This is a genomic window from Plantactinospora sp. B24E8, from assembly GCF_039871735.1.
Taxonomy (GTDB): Bacteria; Actinomycetota; Actinomycetes; order Mycobacteriales; family Micromonosporaceae; genus Plantactinospora.
In genome coordinates, this window is sequence record NZ_JBDPMH010000036.1 from 22732 (window position 1) to 44930 (window position 22199).

General features: G+C 73.8%; 17 protein-coding genes and 1 pseudogene. 9 read left to right on the forward strand and 9 right to left on the reverse strand.

Annotated elements, in window-relative coordinates; all coding sequences use genetic code 11:
• Positions 1–194: 194 nt before the first annotated feature.
• From ABGB21_RS31225 to ABGB21_RS31240, 4 genes and pseudogenes are all read left to right on the forward strand, one after another.
• A pseudogene (locus ABGB21_RS31225) lies at positions 195–1328 on the forward strand (8-amino-7-oxononanoate synthase); the annotation flags it as partial.
• A gap of 116 nt (positions 1329–1444) precedes the next feature.
• Positions 1445–2149 (forward strand): dethiobiotin synthase, encoded by a 705-nt coding sequence (gene bioD / locus ABGB21_RS31230; protein WP_347656872.1) that lies wholly within the window; start codon positions 1445–1447, stop codon positions 2147–2149.
• A 98-nt stretch (positions 2150–2247) separates the two neighbouring features.
• On the forward strand, positions 2248–3951 hold the full coding sequence (locus tag ABGB21_RS31235) for a histidine kinase (protein ID WP_347680817.1): 1704 nt from the start codon (positions 2248–2250) through the stop codon (positions 3949–3951).
• A 47-nt stretch (positions 3952–3998) separates the two neighbouring features.
• Positions 3999–4664 carry a response regulator transcription factor gene (locus ABGB21_RS31240; protein WP_347656855.1) on the forward strand — a complete coding sequence of 222 codons (666 nt, stop codon included), beginning with the start codon at positions 3999–4001 and terminating at the stop codon, positions 4662–4664.
• 95 nt (positions 4665–4759) lie between these two features.
• Here ABGB21_RS31240 and ABGB21_RS31245 read toward each other — a convergent pair whose 3' ends face one another.
• Positions 4760–5626 (reverse strand): ABC transporter permease, encoded by an 867-nt coding sequence (locus ABGB21_RS31245; RefSeq protein ID WP_347680819.1) that lies wholly within the window; start codon positions 5624–5626, stop codon positions 4760–4762.
• Positions 5623–6576: an ATP-binding cassette domain-containing protein gene (locus tag ABGB21_RS31250; protein WP_347656853.1), complete on the reverse strand. Its 954-nt coding sequence runs from the start codon at positions 6574–6576 to the stop codon at positions 5623–5625. The genes ABGB21_RS31245 and ABGB21_RS31250 overlap by 4 nt, the downstream gene beginning before the upstream one ends.
• A gap of 244 nt (positions 6577–6820) precedes the next feature.
• Here ABGB21_RS31250 and ABGB21_RS31255 point away from each other — a divergent pair, with 244 nt between their 5' ends.
• Positions 6821–7360 carry a signal peptidase II gene (locus ABGB21_RS31255; RefSeq protein WP_347680821.1) on the forward strand — a complete coding sequence of 180 codons (540 nt, stop codon included), beginning with the start codon at positions 6821–6823 and terminating at the stop codon, positions 7358–7360.
• Positions 7361–7387: 27 nt separating this feature from the next.
• Here ABGB21_RS31255 and ABGB21_RS31260 read toward each other — a convergent pair whose 3' ends face one another.
• Together ABGB21_RS31260 and ABGB21_RS31265 are read right to left on the reverse strand one after the other, a co-directional pair.
• The gene (locus ABGB21_RS31260; RefSeq protein WP_347656851.1) at positions 7388–8551 is read right to left on the reverse strand and encodes a cytochrome P450; all 1164 of its coding nucleotides are present in this window, start codon (positions 8549–8551) and stop codon (positions 7388–7390) included.
• 9 nt (positions 8552–8560) lie between these two features.
• Positions 8561–9256, reverse strand: coding sequence for a 50S ribosomal protein L11 methyltransferase (locus ABGB21_RS31265; protein ID WP_347656850.1), 696 nt, complete (start codon positions 9254–9256; stop codon positions 8561–8563).
• 254 nt (positions 9257–9510) lie between these two features.
• Here ABGB21_RS31265 and ABGB21_RS31270 point away from each other — a divergent pair, with 254 nt between their 5' ends.
• The gene (locus tag ABGB21_RS31270; RefSeq protein ID WP_347680857.1) at positions 9511–10464 is read left to right on the forward strand and encodes a hypothetical protein; all 954 of its coding nucleotides are present in this window, start codon (positions 9511–9513) and stop codon (positions 10462–10464) included.
• A 126-nt stretch (positions 10465–10590) separates the two neighbouring features.
• Here the strand turns inward: ABGB21_RS31270 and ABGB21_RS31275 are convergent, their stop codons facing one another.
• Positions 10591–13551: a M36 family metallopeptidase gene (locus ABGB21_RS31275; RefSeq protein ID WP_347680823.1), complete on the reverse strand. Its 2961-nt coding sequence runs from the start codon at positions 13549–13551 to the stop codon at positions 10591–10593.
• A gap of 516 nt (positions 13552–14067) precedes the next feature.
• On the opposite strand from ABGB21_RS31275, the gene ABGB21_RS31280 reads away from it, so the two are divergent.
• The 3 genes from ABGB21_RS31280 to ABGB21_RS31290 all read left to right on the forward strand — a co-directional run bounded on the left by ABGB21_RS31280 (position 14068) and on the right by ABGB21_RS31290 (position 17602).
• Complete coding sequence (locus ABGB21_RS31280; protein ID WP_347656848.1) at positions 14068–15363, forward strand: extracellular solute-binding protein; 1296 nt, start codon at positions 14068–14070, stop codon at positions 15361–15363.
• A 93-nt stretch (positions 15364–15456) separates the two neighbouring features.
• Positions 15457–16818, forward strand: coding sequence for a hypothetical protein (locus ABGB21_RS31285; protein WP_347680825.1), 1362 nt, complete (start codon positions 15457–15459; stop codon positions 16816–16818).
• A gap of 28 nt (positions 16819–16846) precedes the next feature.
• Positions 16847–17602: a hypothetical protein gene (locus tag ABGB21_RS31290; RefSeq protein WP_347680827.1), complete on the forward strand. Its 756-nt coding sequence runs from the start codon at positions 16847–16849 to the stop codon at positions 17600–17602.
• Between the two features lie 75 nt (positions 17603–17677).
• Here the strand turns inward: ABGB21_RS31290 and ABGB21_RS31295 are convergent, their stop codons facing one another.
• The 4 genes from ABGB21_RS31295 to ABGB21_RS31310 all read right to left on the reverse strand — a co-directional run bounded on the left by ABGB21_RS31295 (position 17678) and on the right by ABGB21_RS31310 (position 22165).
• Positions 17678–19015, reverse strand: a complete 1338-nt coding sequence (locus ABGB21_RS31295) for an IniB N-terminal domain-containing protein (protein WP_347680829.1) — start codon at positions 19013–19015, stop codon at positions 17678–17680.
• Positions 19016–19321: 306 nt separating this feature from the next.
• Positions 19322–20134 (reverse strand): SGNH hydrolase domain-containing protein, encoded by an 813-nt coding sequence (locus tag ABGB21_RS31300; RefSeq protein WP_347680831.1) that lies wholly within the window; start codon positions 20132–20134, stop codon positions 19322–19324.
• Positions 20019–21413: an acyltransferase gene (locus ABGB21_RS31305; protein WP_347680833.1), complete on the reverse strand. Its 1395-nt coding sequence runs from the start codon at positions 21411–21413 to the stop codon at positions 20019–20021. Before ABGB21_RS31305 ends, ABGB21_RS31300 begins: the two co-directional genes overlap by 116 nt.
• 206 nt (positions 21414–21619) lie before the next feature.
• Positions 21620–22165, reverse strand: a complete 546-nt coding sequence (locus tag ABGB21_RS31310; protein ID WP_347680835.1) for a DUF1707 domain-containing protein — start codon at positions 22163–22165, stop codon at positions 21620–21622.
• Positions 22166–22199: the final 34 nt, after the last annotated feature.

The following is a 22199-nucleotide window of genomic DNA, read 5'->3' on the forward strand; positions in this document are numbered from 1 at the left end:
CGGCCCGGCGGCCCCTCCGGCCGCCGACCAGGTGGTATTTTCGCCGGTCGGGGCCGTCCACGCGGACGGCCGGGGCCGCCGACGCGGGGTGGAAGCCGCCGCCGAGGCCCCTGCGGGCCAGGGTCCGACGGTTCCGCCGAGCGTCGCCGCCCGACACCGTCGGGCCGGACGTGCACGACGTGGGGAGTGAGACGGTGTCAGGCTGGCTGGAAGGGCTGGAGCGCCGGGCCCAGCTGCGGGCCAGGGCGGGTCTGCGCCGTCGGCTGCGACCCCGCGCCGCCGACGACCGGGTCGTCGACCTCGCCGGCAACGACTACCTCGGGCTCTCCCGGGACCCCGCGGTGACAACGGCCGCGGCCGAGGCACTGACCCGGTACGGCCTGGGCGCCACCGGCTCCCGCCTGGTCCGGGGCAGCACCGGAGCCCACCAAGAGTTGGAGAACGCGCTCGCCGACTGGCTGGGCGTCGGGCAGGCACTGGTCTACTCCTCCGGCTACCTGGCCAACCTCGGTGCGGTACGCGCGCTCACCCGCCCGCGTACGCTGCTGGTCTCCGACGCGCACAACCACGCCTCGCTGATCGACGGCTGTCGCCTCTCCGGGGCCGAGACGGTCGTCACCCCGCACCTCGACGTCGACGCGGTCGCCTCGGCCCTGGCCGCCGCGCCGGGCCGGCCGGCGGTGGTGGTCACCGAGTCGGTCTTCTCCGTCGACGGCGACCTGGCGCCGCTGGCCCGGCTGCACCGGGTGACCCGGAAGCATGGCGCGGTGCTGCTGGTCGACGACGCGCACGCGCTGGGCGTACTCGGACCCGACGGGGCCGGCGCGGTCGCGGGCGCCGGACTCACCGGCGAGCCGGACGTGGTGGTGACGGCGACCCTCTCCAAGGCGCTCGGCGGCGCCGGGGGAGTGGTCGCCGGCCCGGCCGAGCTGGTCCGGCACCTGATCGACACCGGCCGGACATTCATCTATGACACCGCGCTGCCACCGGCGGTGGCCGCCGGGGTTCTCGCCGCCACCGACCGGGCCCGCTCCGGTGCCCGGCTGCGGGCCGAGTTGGCCGACCGGGCGGCCGCCGCGGCCCGCCGGCTCGGCGCGGCCGGGCTGCCGGTCTCCACCCCGGCCGCCGGGGTGGTCTCGGTCACCGCGCCCGGCCCGGAGGCGGCGGTGGCCTGGGCGGCCGACTGCCTGGAGCGCGGGGTGGCGGTCGGCTGCTTCCGGCCGCCGTCGACCCCGGACACCCGGTCGCGGCTCCGACTCACCATCAACGTCGGCGTACCGCGAGCCGACTTCGACCGGGCCCTGGAGGCGATCGTGGAGTGTGCACCGGCGGGTACGACACCGTCATCGCCCATCGGGGCGGTGGTCGCGGGCGCCCAGCCGACGACGACGGCGGTGCCGGCCGGGGGAGGTCCCCGGTGACCGGCACGGGCTGGCGGGGGCCGATCCTGGTCACCGGTACCGACACCGACGTGGGCAAGACCGTGGTCACCGCCGCGATCACCGCCGCGGCCCAGGCCGCCGGGCTGCGGGTGGCCGTGCTGAAACCCGGCCAGACCGGTACGGCGACCGGTGGCCCCTCCGACGTCGACACCGTCACCCGACTGGCCGCCCCGCTGACGGCCCGTACGTTGGTCAGCTATCCGGATCCGCTGGCGCCGCTGGCCGCCGCCCGGGTGGCGAGCGCGGAACCGCTCGAGCTCTACACGGTCGTCGACGAGGTACGGGCCGAGGCGGAGAAGCACGACCTGGTGCTGGTCGAGGGCGCCGGCGGTCTGCTGGTGCCGATGGGGCTGCGGCCCTCCGGCGACGCGTGGACCGTCGCCGACCTGGCGGTGGCGATCGGCGCCCCCGCCGTGGTGGTGACCCGGGCCGGCCTCGGCACCCTCAACCACACCGCGCTGACCCTGGAGGCGCTGGAGCGGCGGGCGGTACCGGCCGGAGTGGTCCTCGGCGCCTGGCCGGCCGAGCCGGAACTGGTGCACTGGGCCAACCTCACCGAGCTCGTCCCGAACATGGTGGGCGCGCTGCCCGACGGCGCCGGGACCATGGAACCGGGCGTCTTCCAGCGGTCCGCGCCGGGCTGGCTCACCCCCGCCCTGTACGGGGTGCTGGACGACTGGCGGACCTGGGCCGACGAGGTCAGTTGACTCCCGGCACCTCACTTTCGTCGGTAACGCAACCTGTCCCGGCTGGGTAACCTGGCCGGGTGCTGGCCCGGCCGACAATCACCCTCCACCGCCGAAGCGTGTCTGACCTGGTCCGGGGACGGCGCGATCTGCTACTGGACGTCCTGATCTGGGCCGCGCTGTCCGGGCCGATCGGCTGGGCGCTGCTGTCTCCGCCGTCCGAGTTGTGGACGACTCTCCGGTCGGGCGGCGGGCTGCTGGTGATGGCCGTCGCGGTGCTGGTGAGCCGCCGGGCGCCGTTGTTGTCCCTGGTGATCGTCGTAGTGTCGACGCTCGCCGACGGCAACTTCGTCTTCGCGATTCCGGTGATGAGCTACCTGGTGGGTTGGCGGACGGCCCGGGCCGCTCCGGCGGCGTTCGTCTTCGGCGCCATCGCCCTCGGCGGCACGATCCTGAACCTCGGACTGCTCCGCAACGGTGCCGAGATGTGGTACCTCCTGGCCACCACCCTGGTGTTCGGTGGAGTCCTGCCCTGGCTGTTCGGACGCTACCGCGGCCAACATCAGGCCCTTGTGCTCGCCGGCTGGGAGCAGGCGGAGTTGTTGGAGCGGGAGCGTCGTGGTGTCGCGGAGCGGATCCGGATGAGGGAGCGAGCCCGGATCGCCCAGGACATCCACGACTCCCTCGGACACGACCTGAGCCTGATCGCGCTCCGCGCCGGTGCGCTGGAACTCGCGCCGGACCTCGACGAGCGGCACCGGCGGGCGGCCGGTGAGGTGAGGGCCAGCGTCACGTTGGCCACCGACCGGCTGCGGCAGGTGATCGGGGTGCTCCGGGAGGACGCCGAGCCGGCGTCGACCCGGCCGGCGGGCGAGGGGATCAGCGAACTTGTCGAGCGGTGCCGCGCCGCCGGCATGTCGGTACGGCTGCTCGACGACCGGACACAGACCGAGCCGTCGCCCCGCAACTCCGGCGAGTTCCCGTCGGGATCGAACGTGACGCGGCTGCCGGCTGGCGTACCGCCGTTGGTGGACCGGACGGCGTACCGGGTGGTGCAGGAGGCGCTGACCAACGCGAACCGGCACGCCCCGGGGGCCACGGTGACCGTACGGCTCGGCGGCGCGGACCGGACGGTGGTCCGGGTGGTGAACGGGCCACCACCGGCCGGTCCGGTGTCGGGCGTCCGCAGTGGCGGGACCGGCCTGCTCGGCCTGCGTGAGTGGGTACGGATGGCCGGCGGCACCCTGCGGGCCGGCCCGGTGGCCGGCGGCTTCGAGGTGGTGGCGGAGCTGCCGCACGAGCATCTTGATGGTCGGGTGGCGGCTGCCGATCCCGGGCTCGCCGGCGGGCTGGCGTTCGACGCCGACCGTCCCGATCACGGTGTGGCGGTCGACGGCCACGGCCGGGACGGAGGCGACCCGGACGATGATCCCTCTTCGCCGGAGGTCGGCCCCGTGGCGGCGTCGACCGAACGCCTGCGGCGGGCCCGGCGCCAGGTGCGGCGCAGTCTGCTGACCGCGGTCGCGGTGCCGGCGGTGATCGTTGCCGGCCTGACCCTGGCGTACTACCCGATCGCGACCACGGGAGCGGTGCTGGACTCGGCCGAGTTCGACCGGATCCGGCTCGGGCAGCAGCGTGCCGAGCTGCGCGACGACCTGCCCCGGCGGCAGGTCGCGCCGCCCGCGTACCGGGACGGGGAGAGCGAACCGGCCGGCGCCGCCTGCGAGTACTACACGGACGGGAACTTCCCGATGGGACAGGTCGTCTACCGGCTCTGTTTCCTCGACGGGCGGCTGGTGAGCAAGGACCGGGTACCCGGCTGAGCCGGGGCGCGGATGGTCCGCGCGGTGGAAATAGTTAGGGCTACGACGTGATTCCGGTGCTACTGGCCGACGACGAGATGATGATCCGGGCCGGGGTACGGGCCATCCTGGCCACCGATCCGGAGATCGAGGTGGTGGCGGAGGCGGCCGACGGGCACCAGGCGGTGGAACTGGTCCGGGCCCACCGGCCCCGGGTGGTGCTGCTGGACATCCGGATGCCTCGACTCGACGGGCTCGCGGCCGGGGCGCAGATCCGTCGACTCGCACCGGAGACTGCGGTGATCATGCTGACCACGTTCGGCGAGGACGACTACATCGCCCGCGCGCTCGGCGAGGGCATGGCCGGCTTCCTGCTCAAGTCGGGCGATCCCCGGGAGCTGATTGCCGGGGTACGGGCGGCGGCGGACGGTGGGGCGTACCTGTCGCCACAGGTCGCCCGTCGGGTCATCGAACTCGGCGGTGGACTGCTGGCCCGGGGCCCGTCCGCCCGGGAACGGATCGGGACGTTGACCGAACGGGAGTCCGACGTACTGGCCCTGGTCGGGGCGGGGCTCTCCAACGCGGAGATCGGCCGGCGGCTCTTCCTGGTGGAGGGCACCGTGAAGAGCTATCTCAGCAGCATCTTCACCAGGCTGGGGGTACGCAACCGGGTACAGGCTGCGATCATCGCGTACGAGGCCGGACTGACCGGGGACGACAACAACTCGGCCTGACATCGGTCGGGCCGCTCCGGCTGACCGCCGAAGAGTGGTGGGGAAGGGGCCCTTCCCATGCAAGGAAGCGATAACAAGGGCCCCTTCCCCACACCTCAGGCGTCGCGGCGGCGGAGCACCGTGTGCCCGGCGGCCAGAGTCGCGCCCGCCCAGGCGGCGAGCAGGAGCAGGCCGACCGCCGGCGGGTACGGGTCGGTGTCGCCGCGCAGGAAGTGCAGTCCGGCGCTGCCGGGCAGTACGTCGGCGAGGGTGTCGAGTATCGCCAGGTCGGGCAGGCGCAGCATGGTCGGTACCACCGTCAGCACCAGGAAGACCGCGACCAGGGTGCCGACCGGGCCCCGCAAGGCGGCGCCGAGGCCCAGCGTGAAGACGCTGATCAACGCCAGGTACGCCCCGACGCCGAGCGCGTCGCCGAACGCTTCCGGCGCCTCGAACCGTCCCCACTCACCGAGCACCGGTGCGGCGACCGCGGCACCGAGCACGCCGAGCAGGGTGCCGACGGCGAAGGTGACTCCGGCGACGATCGTGGTTTTGGCCAGCAGCAGGCGCCACCGGGACGGGGTCCACTGCAGGGTGTTGCGGATCATTCCGGTGCCGTACTCGCTGGTGATGACGAGCAGGGCGAGCGCGAGGACCGCGAACTGGGCCAGTTCGACGGCGTCGACCGCCATCCGGCCGATCGCGACCACGCCACGGTCGTCGACCGGTTCGGGGTTGGTGTTGCTGTTCTGCACGTAGATGGCGAGCTGGCCGGCGGTCGCGGCCATCAGTACGACGCTGGAGAGCAGACACCACCACACCGAGCGGACCGACCACAGTTTGGTCCACTCGCTGGCGATCGCGCCGGGTAGTCCGCCGCCGGAGTGCCGGGTCTCGGCGGAGCCCGGCGGGACCGGGGCGGCCGGGCGTCGGGTGGCAGGCGACGTCGGGTGGTGCGTGGTGCGGGAGGTCGGGGTAGTCATCGGGCCTCGCTCCGGGTCGGGTGGGTGGCGGTGCCGACGGGGGAGCCGGTGAACTGCAGGCTGTTGTCGGTGAGTTCGAGATATGCCTGCTCCAGGGAGGCCTCCCGAGTGCTCAGCCCGTGCAGCCGTACGCCGAGTTCGTGGGCCAGGTCGCCGACCTCGGCGACGGTCGCGCCGGTGACCACCAGTTCGTCCTCGCCGGCCGGTTCGACCGCGAGGCGCCGGGCGACCAGCCGCTCCCGGAGTCGGCCGAGCGCGGCCGGTTCCGGGAGACGTACCCGGACGGCGGTCAGTGAGCTGGCCGAGATCACGTCGGCGATCGGCGCGTCGGTGATCAGCCGACCGCGGCCGATCACCACGAGCTGGTCGGCGGTGAGTTGTACCTCGCTCATCAGGTGGCTGGAGACGAAGACAGTCCGCCCCTGGGCGGCCAGCGACCGCATCAGTTCGCGGATCCAGCGCACCCCGTCCGGGTCGAGGCCGTTCACCGGCTCGTCGAAGATCAGCACGCCGGGATCGCCGAGCAGTGCGCCGGCGATGCCCAGCCGCTGACTCATCCCGAGGGAGAAGGACCCGGCCCGTCTGCCGGCGACCTCGGTCAGGCCGACTGTGGCCAGCACCTCGTCGACCCGTTCGGTGGGGATGCCGTTGCTGCGGGCCATCGCGGTCAGGTGGGCCCGGGCGCTGCGGCCCGGGTGCACGGCCCGGGAGTCGAGCAGTGCGCCGACCACCCGGAGCGGGTGCCGCAGTGCCGCGTACGGTCGGCCCTCGACCAGGGCGGTCCCGCCGTCCGGCCGGTCCAGGCCGAGGATCATGCGCATCGTGGTGGACTTGCCGGCCCCGTTCGGGCCGAGGAAGCCGGTGACCCGGCCCGGCGTGATCTCCAGGGTCAGCGCGTCGACCGCGGTTGTCCGGCCGAATCGTTTGGTGAGTGCGGTTGTCGTGATCATGAGTCCTTCCGGGGCCGTTCGGTCCGTCAGCCGGAACCGGTCATCCAGGCGGGTCGACGGTAGGAATCCGGGCCGGGCCGGCACAGCGGACGATCGGGACCGGACGACCCTGACTTTCGGCAACCGGTGGGACGGTCAGCGACCGGATGTCCGGATCCGGGGGAAGCGGACCATGGGCTCCTGCCGGGCGAGGTCGTACGCTTGGGGCCGGTCCGGGGACGGTGCGGTGCTGGAGGAGCGTGTCATGCAGCAGGTCGAGGCGGATTCGTCGGTGCCGGAGGAGACGGCCGCGACCGCAGGTGTGCGATGGTTTCCCCGGATCGTCACCCTGGCGTTCCTGATCATCGTGGTCGACCAGCTCACCAAGTTCTGGGCCACCTCGACGCTCTCCGGCGGCCGGTCCCGGGAGATCCTCGGCGACCTGCTCAGCCTCCGGCTGCTCTACAACCCCGGAGCGGCGTTCTCGATCGGCACCGGACACACCTGGGTCTTCGCGATCATCGCCGCGGTGGCCGTCGTCGCGATCACCCGGGCCGCCTGGCGGGTACGGTCCCGCGCCTGGGCGCTCGCCCTCGGGCTGATGCTGGGCGGCGCCACCACCCACCTGCTGGACCGGTTGTTTCGGGAGCCCGGCTTCGCCCGGGGGCACGTGGTCGACTTCATCGACTACGCCGGCTTCTTCGTCGGGAACGTCGCCGACATCTGCCTGGTGGTCGGTGGTGTGCTGATCGTCCTGCTCTACCTGCGCGGCATCGACCTGGACGGCCGACGCGGCGAGCACTGACCCACCGAACCGCCGGCCGACAACCGGTCAGCGGCGGGTGACCACAAACGCGTCAGGCATCCGGAACGAGAGGTTGTCCGGACACCAGGGGGCACGTCGTACCGTGACGTCGCCGAGCAGCGGCGCGGTCTCGGCCACCACCACCGCCGCCTCCATCCGGGACAGCTGGGCGCCGACGCAGCGGTGCGCGCCGGCCCCGAACGCCAGATGCCGCCGCGAACCCCGCTGACCGGGAACGAACTCCTCCGGGGCCGCCACCACCGCCGGGTCACGGCCGGCCCGGGCCAGCCACAGCACCAGGCTGGCCCCCGCCGGTACGGCGGTGCCGGCCAACGTGGTGTCCCGGTCCGCCACCCGACGCCAGGTGACGATCGGCGGTTCCAGCCGCAGTCCCTCCTCCACCACGTCCTCGACCCCGACCGTGCCGTCGCGCAGCCCGGCCAGCACCGCCGGCTCCCCGGTCAGCCGGTGCAGCAGCAGGGTGAGGAACTGCGAGGTGGTCTCCTGACCGGCGACCAGCAGGAAGAACAGCGCGCCGACCACCACCTCCGGCGGGTGTCCGGCGGCCCGGAGCCGGCCGACCAGTCCGTCCCCGGTCCCGGCGAACTCCCGCAGTACGGCGTGGAACCGCCCGACGGTGTCGGAGAGCACCCGTTGCCGGTCGGCGTCGACCGGGGCCCAGAACAGTTCGAGGGCGGCCCGGGTGAACTCCTTGACCGCGCCGGTCGGCGCCGCCGGCAGGTCGACGAGCCGGGCCAGGACGAGCAGTGGCAGGTCGGCCGCGAGGTCGGCGTACAGGTCGACCGACCGGCCGGCGTCGAGCGCGGCGCGCAGTCGGTCGACCCGTTCGCGTACCAGGGTGGTCAGCCAGGGGCGCAGGGCGTCGACCCGGTGCGGGTGCAGGGCGTCGGCGACGATGCCCCGGATCTCCGGATGGCTGGCCCCGCCGTTGTTGGCCAGGGTCGGCGGCAGCCGGAAGCCGTGTCCGGCGAGCACCCGGAGCGCGGTGACCGGGATCGGGGTGACCGCGTCGAGGGCGTTGTCCGGGCGGAACGTGTCGGGGTCGGCGAGCACCTGGCGGACCAGGGCGTGCCGGGTCACCACCAGATGGTCCACCCCGAGGTGGTCGGGCACGGTGACGACGTCCGGCCAGGCCTGCTCGACCGGCCCCTGCCAACTACGGAACAGCACGTCGTCACGCTAGTCAGTACGCGGATCCGGGCCGGAACGCCCCGACCCGGGGGTGGCGGGGATCAACTCCCAGACCGTGGTGTGCTTGACCCGGACGCTCTCCAGTGCCGGCGGGACCGGGATGTCGTAGCTGTCCAGCCGGTGGAACCGGGATCGGGGCAGGTACGCCCGTTCCGGGTCACCGACCAGCACCCGGGCACCGCCGTCCCGGGCGGCCCGGAGCAGGAACCGGAGCATCCGGTTGGCCATCTCCTGGCTGTAGAAGACGTCACCGGCCAGCACCACCTCGGCGTCCCCGGCGTCGCCGTCGAGGATGTCGGCGAGGCGGGTCTCCACCGTCACCCCGTTCGCCCCGGCGTTCACCTCGATCGCGGCGACCGCTGTCGGGTCGACGTCGACCGCCCGTACCCGGGTGGCGCCGGCCCGGGCGGCGGCGACCGCGACCAGACCGGAGCCGGACGCCAGGTCGAGCACCCGGCGGCCGCGGACCGTCTCGGGATGGTCGAGCAGGTACCGGGCCAGGGCCTGACCGCCGGCCCAGGCGAAGGCCCAGAACGGTGGCGGCTGCTCGCTGCGGAACTCGCCCTCGGTCAGCTCCCAGAGCCCGATCGGCTCGGCCGCCTGGTGCAGCCGGATCTCGGGTACCGCCGCGACCGGGGCGAGCCCGGCGTAGGCCCGGACGAATTCAGCGACGCTCTCCGACACAACCGCAGATTGTGCCCGGCGGGACAGCCGGGCCCGGGGCCGGGTCGGCCGGTCGCGGTCTGTTGGTAACCGGTTCACCACTGCCCGTGAAATCTGCCCCTTTGATTGCTGAAAGGTGCCTATACGCCAGTCTTCCGCCCACCCGACCGACGCCCATAACGTCGGTTCCGCACAGCTTCGTCGGTGCGCGGACCGCCCAGGCGTCCGGCGGACCGTACCGACGGGGTTCCGGTGACGACGAGGCGGTGGTGACGATGCGGCGGTGCGGTGTGGTCCGGCTCGGGCTTGTCCTGGCCGGTGCGACCGTGGGCTGGGCGCTGCTACCGGCAGTACCGGCCGGCGCGGCACCCGGCTTCCGTACCGTGCTGACCACGGTGCCGGACACGCTCGCGGCCGGCGGTGATCCCCGTACCGTCACCGCGGTCGTCTCGACGAGCCGGGACGAGGGCTGCCGCAAGGTCCGCTGGTCGCTGCTGGTCCAGGTGTCGGGCCTGCGGCTCGACCAGGTCGGGGTCGACCGGATCGAGGAGACCGGCTCCTTCCCGATGACGGTCCGGGCCGGCGGCGACACCGGCCGGCTGACCGACCGGGACCTGGATCCGGGCACCCTCTGCCGGGACCGGACCGTCACCGCCCAGTACCGGATCGCGGTCGCCGACGACGCGCCGGCGGGCCGGATCAGTCTCACCGTCGAGGCGTACGACGCGCAGGGGCGGCTGCTCGACCAGGCCGGCGCCACCCGGCAGGTGACCGGTGCCCGGGCCGAGCGCGCCCCGGACACCCCGAAGCGGTCCACGGCGGCACCCACCCCGTCCCGCTCCGCCCCGCCGACGTCGGCGGCACCGAGCACCACCGGCCCCGCCGACGACGAGACGACCCCGGCGGACGATGCCACGTCGGACGATGCCACCTCGGACGATTTCGCCGAGGACGCGGCCGGGCTGGCCGGTGCGGACACCTCCGGGGACGGGACCGGCGCCGCCGACCGGGCCGGCGCGGTGACCGGGCCGGACCGGATCGGGCCGGTCCAGGTCGGCTTCGCGGTCGGCGGTGTCCTGCTCTTCCTCGGGGTCGGGCTGCTGCTGCGGGTGCTGAGCCGGAGCCGGGAGAACGATCCGGAACCCGTGCCACCGGCGCGGCGCGGCCGGGCCGGCTACCCGCCCCGGCCGGCGGCACGCCGCCGCGCCGCCCACCTTCCCGACTGGTGAACCGGCCACCGCCGACGGCACACCCCGGACAGCACACCGCCGCCCGGCCCGGGCGGACGACCCGGGACGGACGGCGGTGCGGGGGACCGACGGGGCCGGCAGACGGCCGGCCACGGCTGTGCGCGGCTACCGGCCGAACACCTGGAACTCCGCGATCCGGACCTGGTTACGGGCCGGGCTGGAGGTTGCGCAGTCGGTGCTGGTCGCCGGGTCGTTGTCCTGCTCACCGGCGTACGCCGGCCCGCCGGTGCACTGGCTGGTCAGCACCTCCAGTCGCAGGTGGGTGGCGACCGTGGTCGGGATCTCGAACGACCGGAGGTTGATGTCCCGGGAGTACGCCCGGTACGCCCCACCGGGGAACGCGTCCGACCGGCTGGTGTAGACCCGGCGGTAGTTCGTGTCGTCGGTGCAGTCCCGCTTCGTCGCGTCGCAGGCCAGTACGGCGAACGAGCGCAACGCCGAGAGCGCGTTCTGCGACCCGGTGTCCGGACCGGTGGTGACCGACGGACGCAGGTAGCCGCTGACGTTCACCCGCCGGACGGTCTGCGGCCGGTCCCCGGCGAGGTCGACGGTGACCCGCCTGCCGGCCACCCCGTCCAGGGACGCCCAGTTGGTCGCCTCGGTGTCGTCGACGACCTGCGCCAGGTTGACGCCGTCCCCGGTCACCGTCGCACCGGAGGCGCCGGAGGCGAGGTTGCGGCGCAGTTCCGGCGCCACCTGCTGCGGCCGGTCGCCGTGCCGGCCCTTGCCGAGGGTGAACTCCCGGCTGAACCGGGTGTGCCCGAACCCGGGCGCCACCGCCACGAAGGAGAACTTCGTGCCGGGGACCGCCTCGAAGGTGTCCGGCAGCGGCGTCGCCGGGTCGGTGTCCGCGACCGGAACCGCCCGGGCCTCGTACTCGCCGAGGTAGAGCCGGACCGGGGCGCCGGCCGCCTCGCCCGTCGGGCGCAGGGTGACGGTGACGTTGCGGCCGTACGGGGAGGCGAAGCTCGGCGTCGGGTCGGTGTCCGCCGCGCCGTTGGTCACCGCGTCGCGGCCGAGCCCGGACTCGGCGAACGCCCGCCAGATGATGTCGGCGTTGCGTCCGCCGAACCGGAGCTGGTCGGCGGCGAGCATGTTGTCCCGCATGTCGATCATGCTGACCGAGCTGGCCGCCTGGAGCAGGTACGAGTCGAAGACCAGCTGTGCCCAGCGCCGGTTGCCCGGGCACCGCTCGACCGGCACCGTCCCGTTGGCGCAGTCCAGCTGCCGGGACGGTGTGCCGAGGCCGTACCGCTTGACCAGGGCGGACCGGACCCGCCAGTTGGTCGCGCCCCAGATCTCGCCGTCGGCGTGCACCGCCGGGCCGGCCGTGTTGTAGCCGATGTCGGAGTAGTTCAGCGGGCTGCGGCTGAGGTCGTAGTTGCGGATCCCGCTGACCAGGTTGCCGGTGACGTAGCCGCCGGTGATGAACGGCGTCTCGCCGGGTGCCCGCAGGTTGTGCTGGAAGAGGTACTCGGCGCCCATCAGGTCACCCCAGGACTCGCCCATCGCGCCGCCCTGGTGGCCGCTGATCCCGCTGTCCGGGCCGGCGATCATGCGGTTGGTGACCGCGTGCATGTACTCGTGCCCGATCACCGTCATGTCGTAGTCGCCGTCCACACAGGGCGGGTACGGCCCGCCGGCGGCCGGCTGCCACAGGTACATGTTGGTGGTCGGCGGCAGCCCGTCGCGCATGGTGCCCTGGTTGGCGTTGTTCCGGTTGCCGCTGAGCGCGCCCTGCTGCGCACGACCCTGCTCGGCGTCGCCGCCGAGCCCCTGTCCGCTCAGGTTGACCGCCTGCAGGTTCCACGACGACTCGGTGAAGCCGAGGTGGTAGGTCCAGTCGTGCATCCGGTTGTGCATCGCGAACAGGTTGGCGATCGCCGCGTCCGCGTCGTTGCGGCCCGGAGACGTGAAGACCGCCGGGTCGCACTTCGACGTCCGCCACGGGTCGGTGAACGGGTAGACGTACTCCCGGGTCGCGCTGGTCGGCGCCGGGACGACCGGGCTGCCGGCGCCCCAGGAGACGACCGTGTTGGCCGCGTTGCCCCGCGAGGTGTACGTCGGTTCGCCGGTGGCCAGGTCGACGTCCCAGGCCTGCCCGCTGACCGGGTCCCGCACCGTACGCTCGCAGCCCCGTTCCCGGCTGAGGCACCAGAGCACCCGGGAGTCCTCCCGACCCGGTTTCACCCGGCTCGGCGGGGTGCCCGGGAAGACCGCCCAGTGCGGGTTGTCCGAGTCGAAGTCGACCAGGTCCTCCCGGACCAGCACGGTGCGGTGCTCGCCGTCGACGAAGGTGCTGAACGCGGTCGGGTGCGCGCTGTCGGTGGAGATCAGGGTGACCTCCCAGGCGGCCCGGGCCGGGCTGCCCGGGATCGGGACCGCAACCTGACGCGTCTCGTGCCGGGTCACCTGGTCGGCGCTGAGTCCGGCGTCGGCGAGCGCGGTCGCGTACGCCTGCTCGGCGGAGATGGTGACCGGGCCCGGCGCCCCGGTGTGCCGGGAGAGCGAGGAGCTGACGTTGACCACCGCGCCGTCGCGGACCGCGATGCTGACCAGGCCGTCAACGCCGGCGGGCAGGTCGCCGAAGCGCTGCCGCAGGGTCACCACGGCCCCGGCGCCGATCTGCCGGACCAGTAGCCGTTCCAGCCCGGCGACCGCCTCGGCGTCCAGCCCGAAGAGGTCCCGGTTGGCGGCCAGGTACTGCCGGGCCGCCGTCTCCGGGTCGCTGTCGAGCCCGTCGGCGAGGGGGCCGTCGGTGGCGGTCAGCGCGTGCGGGGTGCCGAGCGGGTTCCATCGGACCGTGCCGGGCAGCTGCTTGGCCAGCCCGCGTTGCCGGGCGTCCGGTGCGGCCGCGCCGCCCCGGTTGTCGACGTCGCGGGGGGCGTGACTGCCGCCGTACGACTCGGGGTGTTCGGCCGGGGTGACCGGGGCGGTGGCTTCGGCCGGTGCCGCGCTCGCCGAGGTGGTGGCGGGCAGCAGCGCGGCGGCGAGTACGGCCGCGGTGAACGCGGGTACGAGCCGTCGCCGGCCGCGGTTCGGTGATCTCCACCCGGATCGTGGCAAGGGGTCCTCCTTGGACTGCGGGTACGCGGAACGGGGGTGAGCGGGGCGGGACGGGTGGTGGGGCGGACCGGGGGCGTGGTGTGGGTACGGCGGAGCCGACCGGGGGAGGCCCGGCCCGGACGTGGATCATGAGCGCGTGTAGATACGTGGATATCAGCAGGTGGGGACGAAGGCAAGGAGTGATCGCGAACTGTTCCGGGACCCGGTGGCCGTCGCGGCGCGGTGACTCGGGTCGGTCCGACACCGGAAGCCCAGGTGGGGCGGGGTCCGGATCCCTTGACAACCTGCGGGTGTCCCCATACCGTCCGGACTAGTTAAATCGTTTCATCCCCCCGACTGACAGCACCGACACATACCCCACATCGCGCCCAGGTCCCCCGTCGACGTCGGAGAGTCCCCCGGCGGCTAGCGCACTCCCTGCCCGTCCCGGGTAAGCGCTTACCGGCACTCCACACGTCCCGCCGGTCCACCGAGACGACGGCCGGAAACTGGGCGCCACCGGGAAGGAGAACGTCCATGGTGCACACCCGGCGCCTGCCCCGCGCAGCGCGGGTCGCCACCCTCGCCGCCGCCGCACTGCTCGTCCTGCCGCTGGCCGCCTGCGGCGACGACGGCGGCTCGGACGGCACGGTAACCCTCGATTTCACCTGGTGGGGCAATGACGACCGGGCGAAGGTCACCGAGGCGGCCATCGACCTGTTCGAACAGAAGTACCCGAACATCAAGGTGAACACCTCGTTCGGCGCCTTCGACGCGTACTTCCAGAAGCTCTCCACCCAGATCGCCGGCGGTGACGCGCCGGACGTGCTGCAGATGGACCGCGCCTACCTGCGCGAGTACGCCGAGCGCAACGCGTTGCGCGACCTCACCGAATACGTCGAGGACGGCACCCTCGCCGTCGCCGACCTGACCCAGACCCTGCTGCCGGCCGGCAAGGTCGGCGACGCGACGTACGCCGTCCCGATCGCCCAGAACACCCAGGGTGTCGTCTACGACCCGGCGGTGCTGGAGAAGGCCGGCGTCCCCGCGCCGACCCCGACCTGGACCTGGGCCGACATGCAGGCCGCCGGGCAGAGGATCAGCCAGGCCAACGGCGGCAAGGTGGCCGGTTTCGGCGACTTCGGCTTCGCCATCGACTGGTTCGACATCTGGCTGCGCCAGCGGGACAAGGCGATCTACACCGACGACGGCAAGCTCGGTTTCACCGAGGCCGACCTGACCGCCTTCTGGACGATGACCGGCCAGATGCGCGACGCGGGCGCGCTCGCCCCGGCCGCCCTGACCACCCAACTCGACGGCTCGATCCAGAACTCGTCGCTGGTCAAGAAGGGTGTCGCCGGCGAGGTCAACTACGACTCCAGCTACACCGGACTCGTCGGGGCGTACGGCGCGCCGCTGGCCATCGCGCCGATGCCCAGCGACACCCCGAAGCGCGGCATGATCGCCTCGATGTCGATGGCGTACAGCGTGGCCCAGCGCAGCGAGCACCCGAAGGAGGCCGCGATGCTGATCGACTTCCTGGTCAACGACGTCGAGGCCGGCAAGGCGCAGGGTGTGGCCCGGGGTATGCCGGCCAACGCCAAGGTCCGGGACGCGATCGCGCCGAGCCTGACCGAGAACGACAAGAAGGTGTACGAGTTCGAGAGCTCGGTGACGAGCCTGCTGCTGCCCACCCCGCCCGCCCAGCCGAAGGGCGGCGGCGCGGTCAAGGCCGAGTTCCAGCGGGTCTACGACGAGGTCATCTTCGGCCGGATCCCGCCCGCCGAGGGTGCCAAGCGGGTCATCGCCGAGGCTGCCAGCCAGCTCGGTTGAGGTCGGTGCCCTGGCCCGTTCCGACTGCGGCCCGGCCGTGTGCGGTCGGTCGGGTCGGGCGGGGCGGGCCACGGTGCCGACGACCGGTGCCGCATGACCGCACGCGACCAGGCGAGGCTGTCCGGACTTGTCCGGAACCCCGCCGCCACCGAGGAGATGCTGGTCCGGCTGGCCCGCGACCCGGCGGTCGCCCGGGAACTGGCCGGCTGGCGGCGGCCACTGCCGGATCCGGTGGCCGAGGCGGTCCTCGCGCACCGGGATCCCGACTCGCTGCTGTTCCTGCGCGGTGACCGGGTCTCCCCGGCGATCCGGGCCCGGATCGCCGCCGACCCCGACCCGGCGATCCGCGACGCGCACCGCGACCTTGTGCGCCGTAAGGTCGCGCGGCGGGTCTTTGTCCCCGTCGACGACTTGGCCGAGGCGTACGGGCGGTCACCCGAGGAACTGGCCCGGGATGCCGACCCAGGTATTCGGGCCGCGGTCGCCGAGGCCTGGTGGGCCGCGCCCGCCCCGGTCCGGATCGCCCTGCTGACCGACCCCGACCCGACAGTACGGGCCGCCGCGTCCCGCCGGGCCCAACCACCGGTACCGGCCGAACTGCACCCGGCCTGCCTCGCCGACCCGGCCACCCGGGCCCACGTCGCCGGCTACGCGGAGCTGACCGACGTCGTCGCCTTCGCCCTGGCCACCGCCCCGGACCACGGGACTCGGCAGGCCGTCGCCCGCAACCCCCGGCTGTCGGCCGAGGTGGTCGCCGTGCTGGTCGCCGATCCGCACCCGTTCGTCCGCGGCGTGATGATCCAGCATCCGGGGGTCGACGAGCGGACCCGGGACCGGCTGCACGCGGAACTGGTCGCCGAGCGGGCCGCCGGCAGTATCGAGGCGCGGGTCGCACTCGAGGGGGACCTCGCCGTACCGACCTGGGTACGCGACCTGCCGCTGCCAGCCCGGCTGTCCTACCTGGACTCCCCGCACGTGGTGTTCCGGCGCGCCCTGGCCACCTGCCGCGACCTGCCGTCCGAGGCGTGGCAGCGGCTCGACGCCGATCCCGACCGGCGGGTCCGCCGCTCCGCCGCGACCCGCCCGGACGTCCCGCCGGAGGTGCTGGAACGGCTGGTCCGGGAAGACGGCGACGGCGGCCCTCTCCGGCCCCGGCTGGTCGAGCACCCGAACTTCCCGGCCGCGGCCTTCGCCCGCTTCGCCGAGGATCCCGAGCCCCGGGTCCGGCGTCTGGCGCTGGCCGGTCCCGATCTTCCTCCGGACCTGCTCGGCCGACTCGCCGTCGATCCGGAACCGTCGGTCCGCCGGGCCGCCGCCGGCCATCCGGGGCTCGACCCGGCCCGGGTCGCCGACCTGCTCGCCGACGAGGACCCCGAGGTGGTCCTCGCCGCCGCCGCCAACCCGGGGCTGCCGTCCGGGTGGGCGTACCGGATCCTGGCCGAGGCGGGGCTGTGAGCGTGGGCCGGTTCGCTACCCTCCGGCCGTGACGCAGTGGGAAGTCTGGCGACAGGACGACAATGGCAACGAGTACCGGTTGGCCGTACATCCGGACCGGATAGCCGCGTTGGCCCAGCTCATGGTGCTGGAGTCCGGGGTACCGCACAAGCAGCTGTACCGGGTGGCCGGGCCGTCCGGGCCGGTCTGCCGGACCAACCGCGATCTCTACCGGCGGGTCCTCGCCGAGGGCCGGCGGATGACCGAGCGGGGGCGCACCCTGGACGAGTTCCTGCGTGGTTGGTGGCAGGTGGCGCGGCCGCTGGCCGGCCGGGCCCGCCTCGACCTGGACGAGGTGGCGGCGATGCTGGTGGCCGCCGGGTCGGTCGAACCGCCGCCGATCCGGCCGGAGTGGCGGTCGACCTCGTTCGAGTGGCTGACCGTGGAACCTCGCCGGTACGTCGACTGGCAGTCCATCGTGCGGTGCCAGATCGCCGACCTGGCCGACTTCGCCGACCAGGGACCACTGCCGCCGTACGCCGGGCTGGGGCTGGACGCGCCCCGGCCGGGCGGTCAACGCCGGTGCATCGGGGTGCGCTGGTACAACTTCGACCCGGCGTCCTATCTGGAGTGTGGACTGGCCGGCGCGCTCGGCGGTTGGGACCCGGACGACGACGTACGGGTCGAGTTGCCCGGCCCACTGGTTCCGCTGCGTCCGGAGCCGGGGCCCGAAGAGGTGCCGGTCGAGACGTTGACCTGGGACGACCTGGCCGAGTTCGCGGTCTGTGGGCAGGAGTACGAGTAGGTCACGGCGAACGGCGACGGCCGGACCAGCCGCTTCCCTGGTCCGGCCGTCGCCGTTTCTGGTGGAGGTGAATGCTCAGAGGACGCCGTCGGTCAGGTTCTGCACCCCGAGGTCGCCGGCGCCGAGCAGACCGGTCACGCCGCCCAGCGCGCCGTCGACGGCCCCGGTGACGTTGCCCGTGGTCCCGCCCAGGTCGGTGACCCCACCCAGGGTGCCGGTCACGCCGTCCAGGTCGGCGACGCCACCGAGCGTCCCGTCGACCGTGCCGGTCACGGTGCCCAGGGTGCCGTCGAGGTCGGCCACGTCGGTGACACCGCCCAGGTCGGTCACGCCACCGAGGTCGGTGACGCCGCCCAGGGTGCCGGTCACGCCGCCGAGGGTGCCGGTCACGCCGCCCAGGTCGGTGACCCCACCCAGGGTGCCGGTGACGCCGCCCAGGTCGGTGACCCCACCCAGGGTGCCGGTGACGCCGCCCAGGTCGGTGACCCCACCCAGGGTGCCGGTGACACCGCCCAGGTCGGTCACCCCGCCGAGGGTGCCGTTGACGGTGCCGGTCACGTTGTCCAGGGTGCCGTTCACGTCGGTGACCCCGGCCAGCGTGCCGTCGAGGTCGGCGACGCCACCGATCGTGCCGTCGACGGTGCCGGTGACCGTGCCCAGGGTGCTGCTCAGGTCGGTGACGTTGCCCAGCGTGCCGGTCAGGTCGGTCAGGCCGCCCAGGTCACCGGCGCCGACCAGGTTGGTCGCGGTGCCGGCGGTGGAGGTCACCGTGGTCGCGGCGAAGTCGGCGGTGCCGAGCACACCGTCGACCACCCCGAGCCCGCCGGCCGCGTTCAGCACGGTCGCGTCCAGGGTCCCGGCCAGGTCGTGCGCCCCGGACAGGTCCACCGTCACACCGCTGCCGAGGCCGAGCACCGGCAGGGCGGTGGAGGAGGCCGTCACGGTCAGGCCGGTCGGGTCGATGCTGACCCCGGCGACGTCGGCCACGCTGACGTCCGCGTCGGTGGCGTAGAGCCCGGTGGTGAACTGGTTGGCGACGGTCTGCACCTGGCCGACGACGGCGGTCGGGCTGACGGCGAGCGAGCTCAGGCCGAGACTCTCCACCGCGCTGAGGTCGGTGAGGCCCTGCAGCGGTACGGAGTCGACCACCAGCGGGATCACGTCGTGGACGTCGGCGGGGACCACGTCGCAGAGCCCGAGGCTCTCCAGGGTGCCCTGCGGGTCCAGCTCGAAGGCCGAGCGGAGGTCGGCGTCGCCGAGCAGGTTGAGCACGAAGTCGTGCAGGGTCGGGGTCGCCTCCGGCGCGGCCGACTCGGGCGTGGTCGCCTCGGGCGCCTCCGGAGCCGGAGCCGGCTGCGGGCTGGCGGCCGGGGCCGAGGTGGCGGTCGAGTCCGCGGTGGGTGCCGTACTCACAGTGACGATCTCCTCGAACGTTCGGCGGGACGATCTGGGCATGTCCGTCCAGACCTGGCGATGACCGTACGGCGGGTTCGACGTACCGGACATCGGGGACAAGCCCGTGTTCTCACCCCGACCGCCGGGGCGCTTCGGGGGTCGGCACGTTAGGGGCTTAGGGGGTGGGAGCGCCGACCGTGCCCGCCGCCGCCTCTCGACGGGCTGGCGGGAACCCCGCTGTCCACGCAGGTGAGCGCGGTGTTGACCGGTGGTGCCCCGAGTCGGGCCGGCACCCCCTGGTGCCGCTCGGGGGTGGGGTGACGTTCAGGGCGTGGTCTGGCCGACCACGCGCTCCAGCGCGGCCCGGAGTCGGGGACCCAGGCTCCGCGCGTAGCTCGCGGTGAGATGCTCCGTGTCCCGGTAGACCAGAAGACCGCCGATCACCGGCGCGCAGCGGTCGGTCGGGCAGATCGCGCCGTTCAGGTCGATCAGCGGTACGTCGTCGAGCTTGCGCACCGCCTCGGCCTGGACGGCACCGGCCCCGGCCGCCAGCGCGGTACGCCGTGACGGCGCACACCGGGTCAACCGGTTCGGGTTCCGCACCGCACACTCCGGTACGTCGATCCCGGGCACCGGGGTGTCCCGGAGCACCACCGTGCGGACCTGGTCGGCGACCAGCCCGGACCAGGTCCGGCGCATCCCCTCGACCAGGGCCTTCTCGGCGGCGCGGCCGGTCAGCGCCCGGCCGTCGACCGACGGCGGGTACCGGCGACCGGTGGTCAGCAGCAGCGTCGGGCGTTCCGGCCCGGTCAGTTCGGTACGCACGTTGGCGTACCACCGGGCGCAGGCGGCGACCGGACGGCCGGCGCTGTCGGCGACCGGCAGGTCGAGGAAGGGACAGCCGGGCCGGAGGTAGGTGATCAACCGCCAACCTCTCGCCTCGGCGACGGCGGCCAGCGCGGGCACCCAGCTCGCGGCGTGGCTGTCGCCGGCCAGCGCGACGGTGAAGTCGGAGTTCCGGTCACCGTAGAGGCAGGCCCGGGCCGGCCCGTCCGCCCCGCCGGAGAAACAGTTGTGCCGGTAGACGTCGGGCAGGTCCGCCCCGGCGTCGGCCGGCTTCGGACTGATCGCGCGCACCCGGGCCACCGGAGCGCCGGCCGGATCGCCCGACGGTGAGCCGCGCAGCGCGGCGGCGCCCCGCGGCGGACGACGGGGTCGGGCGGGGCGGCCAGACCCCGAGCTGGAGCAGCAGCCCGCCGATCACCACGGCGGCCGGCAGCAGGGCGGCGATCCGCAACGTCTCGACGGGTGACCAGGCGGGCAGACCGGCGTGCAGCGGCGCCTCGACGTACCGGCGGGTGAGGACGGCGAGCAGGACGGCGCCGCAGAGCACCGCCACCGCGGCCACCGCCGGCAGGTCACCGAACCGGGCGTGGGCGGCGACCAGCAGCGGCCAGTACCAGAGGAGCAGCGGATAGCAGATCCGCCCCGCCGCGCGTACCGGACGGCTGGCCAGGAATCCGACCGGCCGGTCGTCGCCGGTGGTCGTACCGGTGTGGCAGGTGCGGGCGAGGATGACGGCGGCGGCACCGAGGGCGGGCAGCACGGCGGCGACGCCGGCGGAACCCGGTCCGGGGCGGAGGGTGAGGACGGCGACCACGATGGCGCCGAGTCCGCCCCAGCCGAGGGCGGTGGCGACCCGCCGGGACAGTCCGACCGGGCGCAGCGCCAGGATCGCGAGCCCGGCCCCGAGGGCGGGTTCCCAGACCCGGGTGTGGGTGCCGACGAACGCCGGTGCGCCCGGGGCGGCCAGCACCGCCCAGCCGAACGAACCGGCGGTGAGCAGGCCGGCCGCGTACAGCAGGGGACGGCGTGGATCGCGGCCCTCGCGCCGGACCGCCCAGACCGCGACCGCGGCGAGCAGCGCGGGCCAGAGCACCAGGAACTGTACGGCGACGCCGAGCGCCCAGTGCTGCGCCAGCGGCCCGGCGGCGGCGTCCGGGGCCACCGGTACGCCGGCGTCCTGGGCGGCGAGCCGCCAGTTCAGTACGCCGAGCCCGGCGGTCAACAGGTCCCAGCCCGCCTCGGGCCAGCGGGACCGGGGCAGCCCGGTCAGGACGAGCAGTGCCGACCCGGCCAGGACCAGGACGGCGGTGGGCAGCAGCCGGCGGGCGCACCGGGCGTAGAACGTGGTCAGCCCGACCTGGCCGGCCCGGTTCCACTCGGCGAGCAGGGTGGCGGTGACCAGGAAACCGACGAGTACGAAGAGGACGTCCACCCCGACCGGGCCGCCGGGTACGACGTCGGGTCCGACGGCGACGAGCAGCAGCGGCAGGGCGCCGAGCGCGGCGAGGCCGAGCAGGTCGGTGCGGTGACCGGAGTCGGTCCCGGCGTGGGGTCGGGTCCGCGTCGCCATCTGTGCAGCCTCCAAGCCCAGGGATCAGTCCGGTTAGCACCTTCTTAACAGATGCTTTCCTTTTGAGGGCTTCTTTGGCTTTCATGAGCAATGCTCGTTGAGCCTGCTCCGACGACGGCGACCGCGCACCCGGGCGATCGGCGCTCCGCGACCGCGCACCCGGGCGATCGGCGCTCCGCGCCTGGCCGGACCCCTGGCCAGGGGGACTACCAGCGCCAGAACCAGAAGCGGCGCTCGTAACGGACGAGAAGGGTGCCGGCGGCGGCACTGCCGGTGACGACGATGTGCGGCGCGGTCGAGCCCGGTTCGGGGGTGGACGGAACCTTGCTCCTCGCCGTACCACCGGTCGTGCTGACCCCGTCGATGTCGGCGGTCGCGCCCGGCGGTAGCACGATGGTCGTCGCGCCGGCCTGGGTGGCCAGCTCGATGTGGGACACCCGGTGACTGATCACGGCCTGCCGCAGGTCGAGGTGGACCGCACCGGCCATGCTGTGCACGACCAGCCGCCGGGGCATGCTCCACCGACCGGTACGTCGGATCTGGCCGGCGTGACTGCGCAGCTCGACAACCTCGCTGGGGGTGACCGGTGCGGCGGCGGCCGGCAGGTCGGCGAGGAAGGGCTCCACGTCGCCGTAGGTGCGGGCCCGCAGCACGCCGTCGACGCGCTCCTCGAACTCGGCCAGGGTCAGCCGGCCCTCGGCGACCGCGGTGTTCAACTGGGCGATCACGCCCTCCCGGTCCGCATCGGACATCCGGACAGCCCGGCGCGACGGTACGACCTCGCCA

Excerpts from the sequence above, each read along its gene's own strand:
- ABGB21_RS31245 (WP_347680819.1), bottom strand. The coding sequence starts at position 5,626 with ATGACTACCCCGACCTCCCGCACCACGCACCACCCGACGTCGCCTGCC.
- ABGB21_RS31250 (WP_347656853.1), bottom strand. The coding sequence starts at position 6,576 with ATGATCACGACAACCGCACTCACCAAACGATTCGGCCGGACAACCGCG.
- ABGB21_RS31255 (WP_347680821.1), top strand. The coding sequence starts at position 6,821 with ATGCAGCAGGTCGAGGCGGATTCGTCGGTGCCGGAGGAGACGGCCGCG.
- ABGB21_RS31270 (WP_347680857.1), top strand. The coding sequence starts at position 9,511 with ATGCGGCGGTGCGGTGTGGTCCGGCTCGGGCTTGTCCTGGCCGGTGCG.
- ABGB21_RS31280 (WP_347656848.1), top strand. The coding sequence starts at position 14,068 with ATGGTGCACACCCGGCGCCTGCCCCGCGCAGCGCGGGTCGCCACCCTC.
- ABGB21_RS31285 (WP_347680825.1), top strand. The coding sequence starts at position 15,457 with ATGACCGCACGCGACCAGGCGAGGCTGTCCGGACTTGTCCGGAACCCC.
- ABGB21_RS31305 (WP_347680833.1), bottom strand. The coding sequence starts at position 21,413 with ATGGCGACGCGGACCCGACCCCACGCCGGGACCGACTCCGGTCACCGC.
- ABGB21_RS31310 (WP_347680835.1), bottom strand. The coding sequence starts at position 22,165 with ATGTCCGATGCGGACCGGGAGGGCGTGATCGCCCAGTTGAACACCGCG.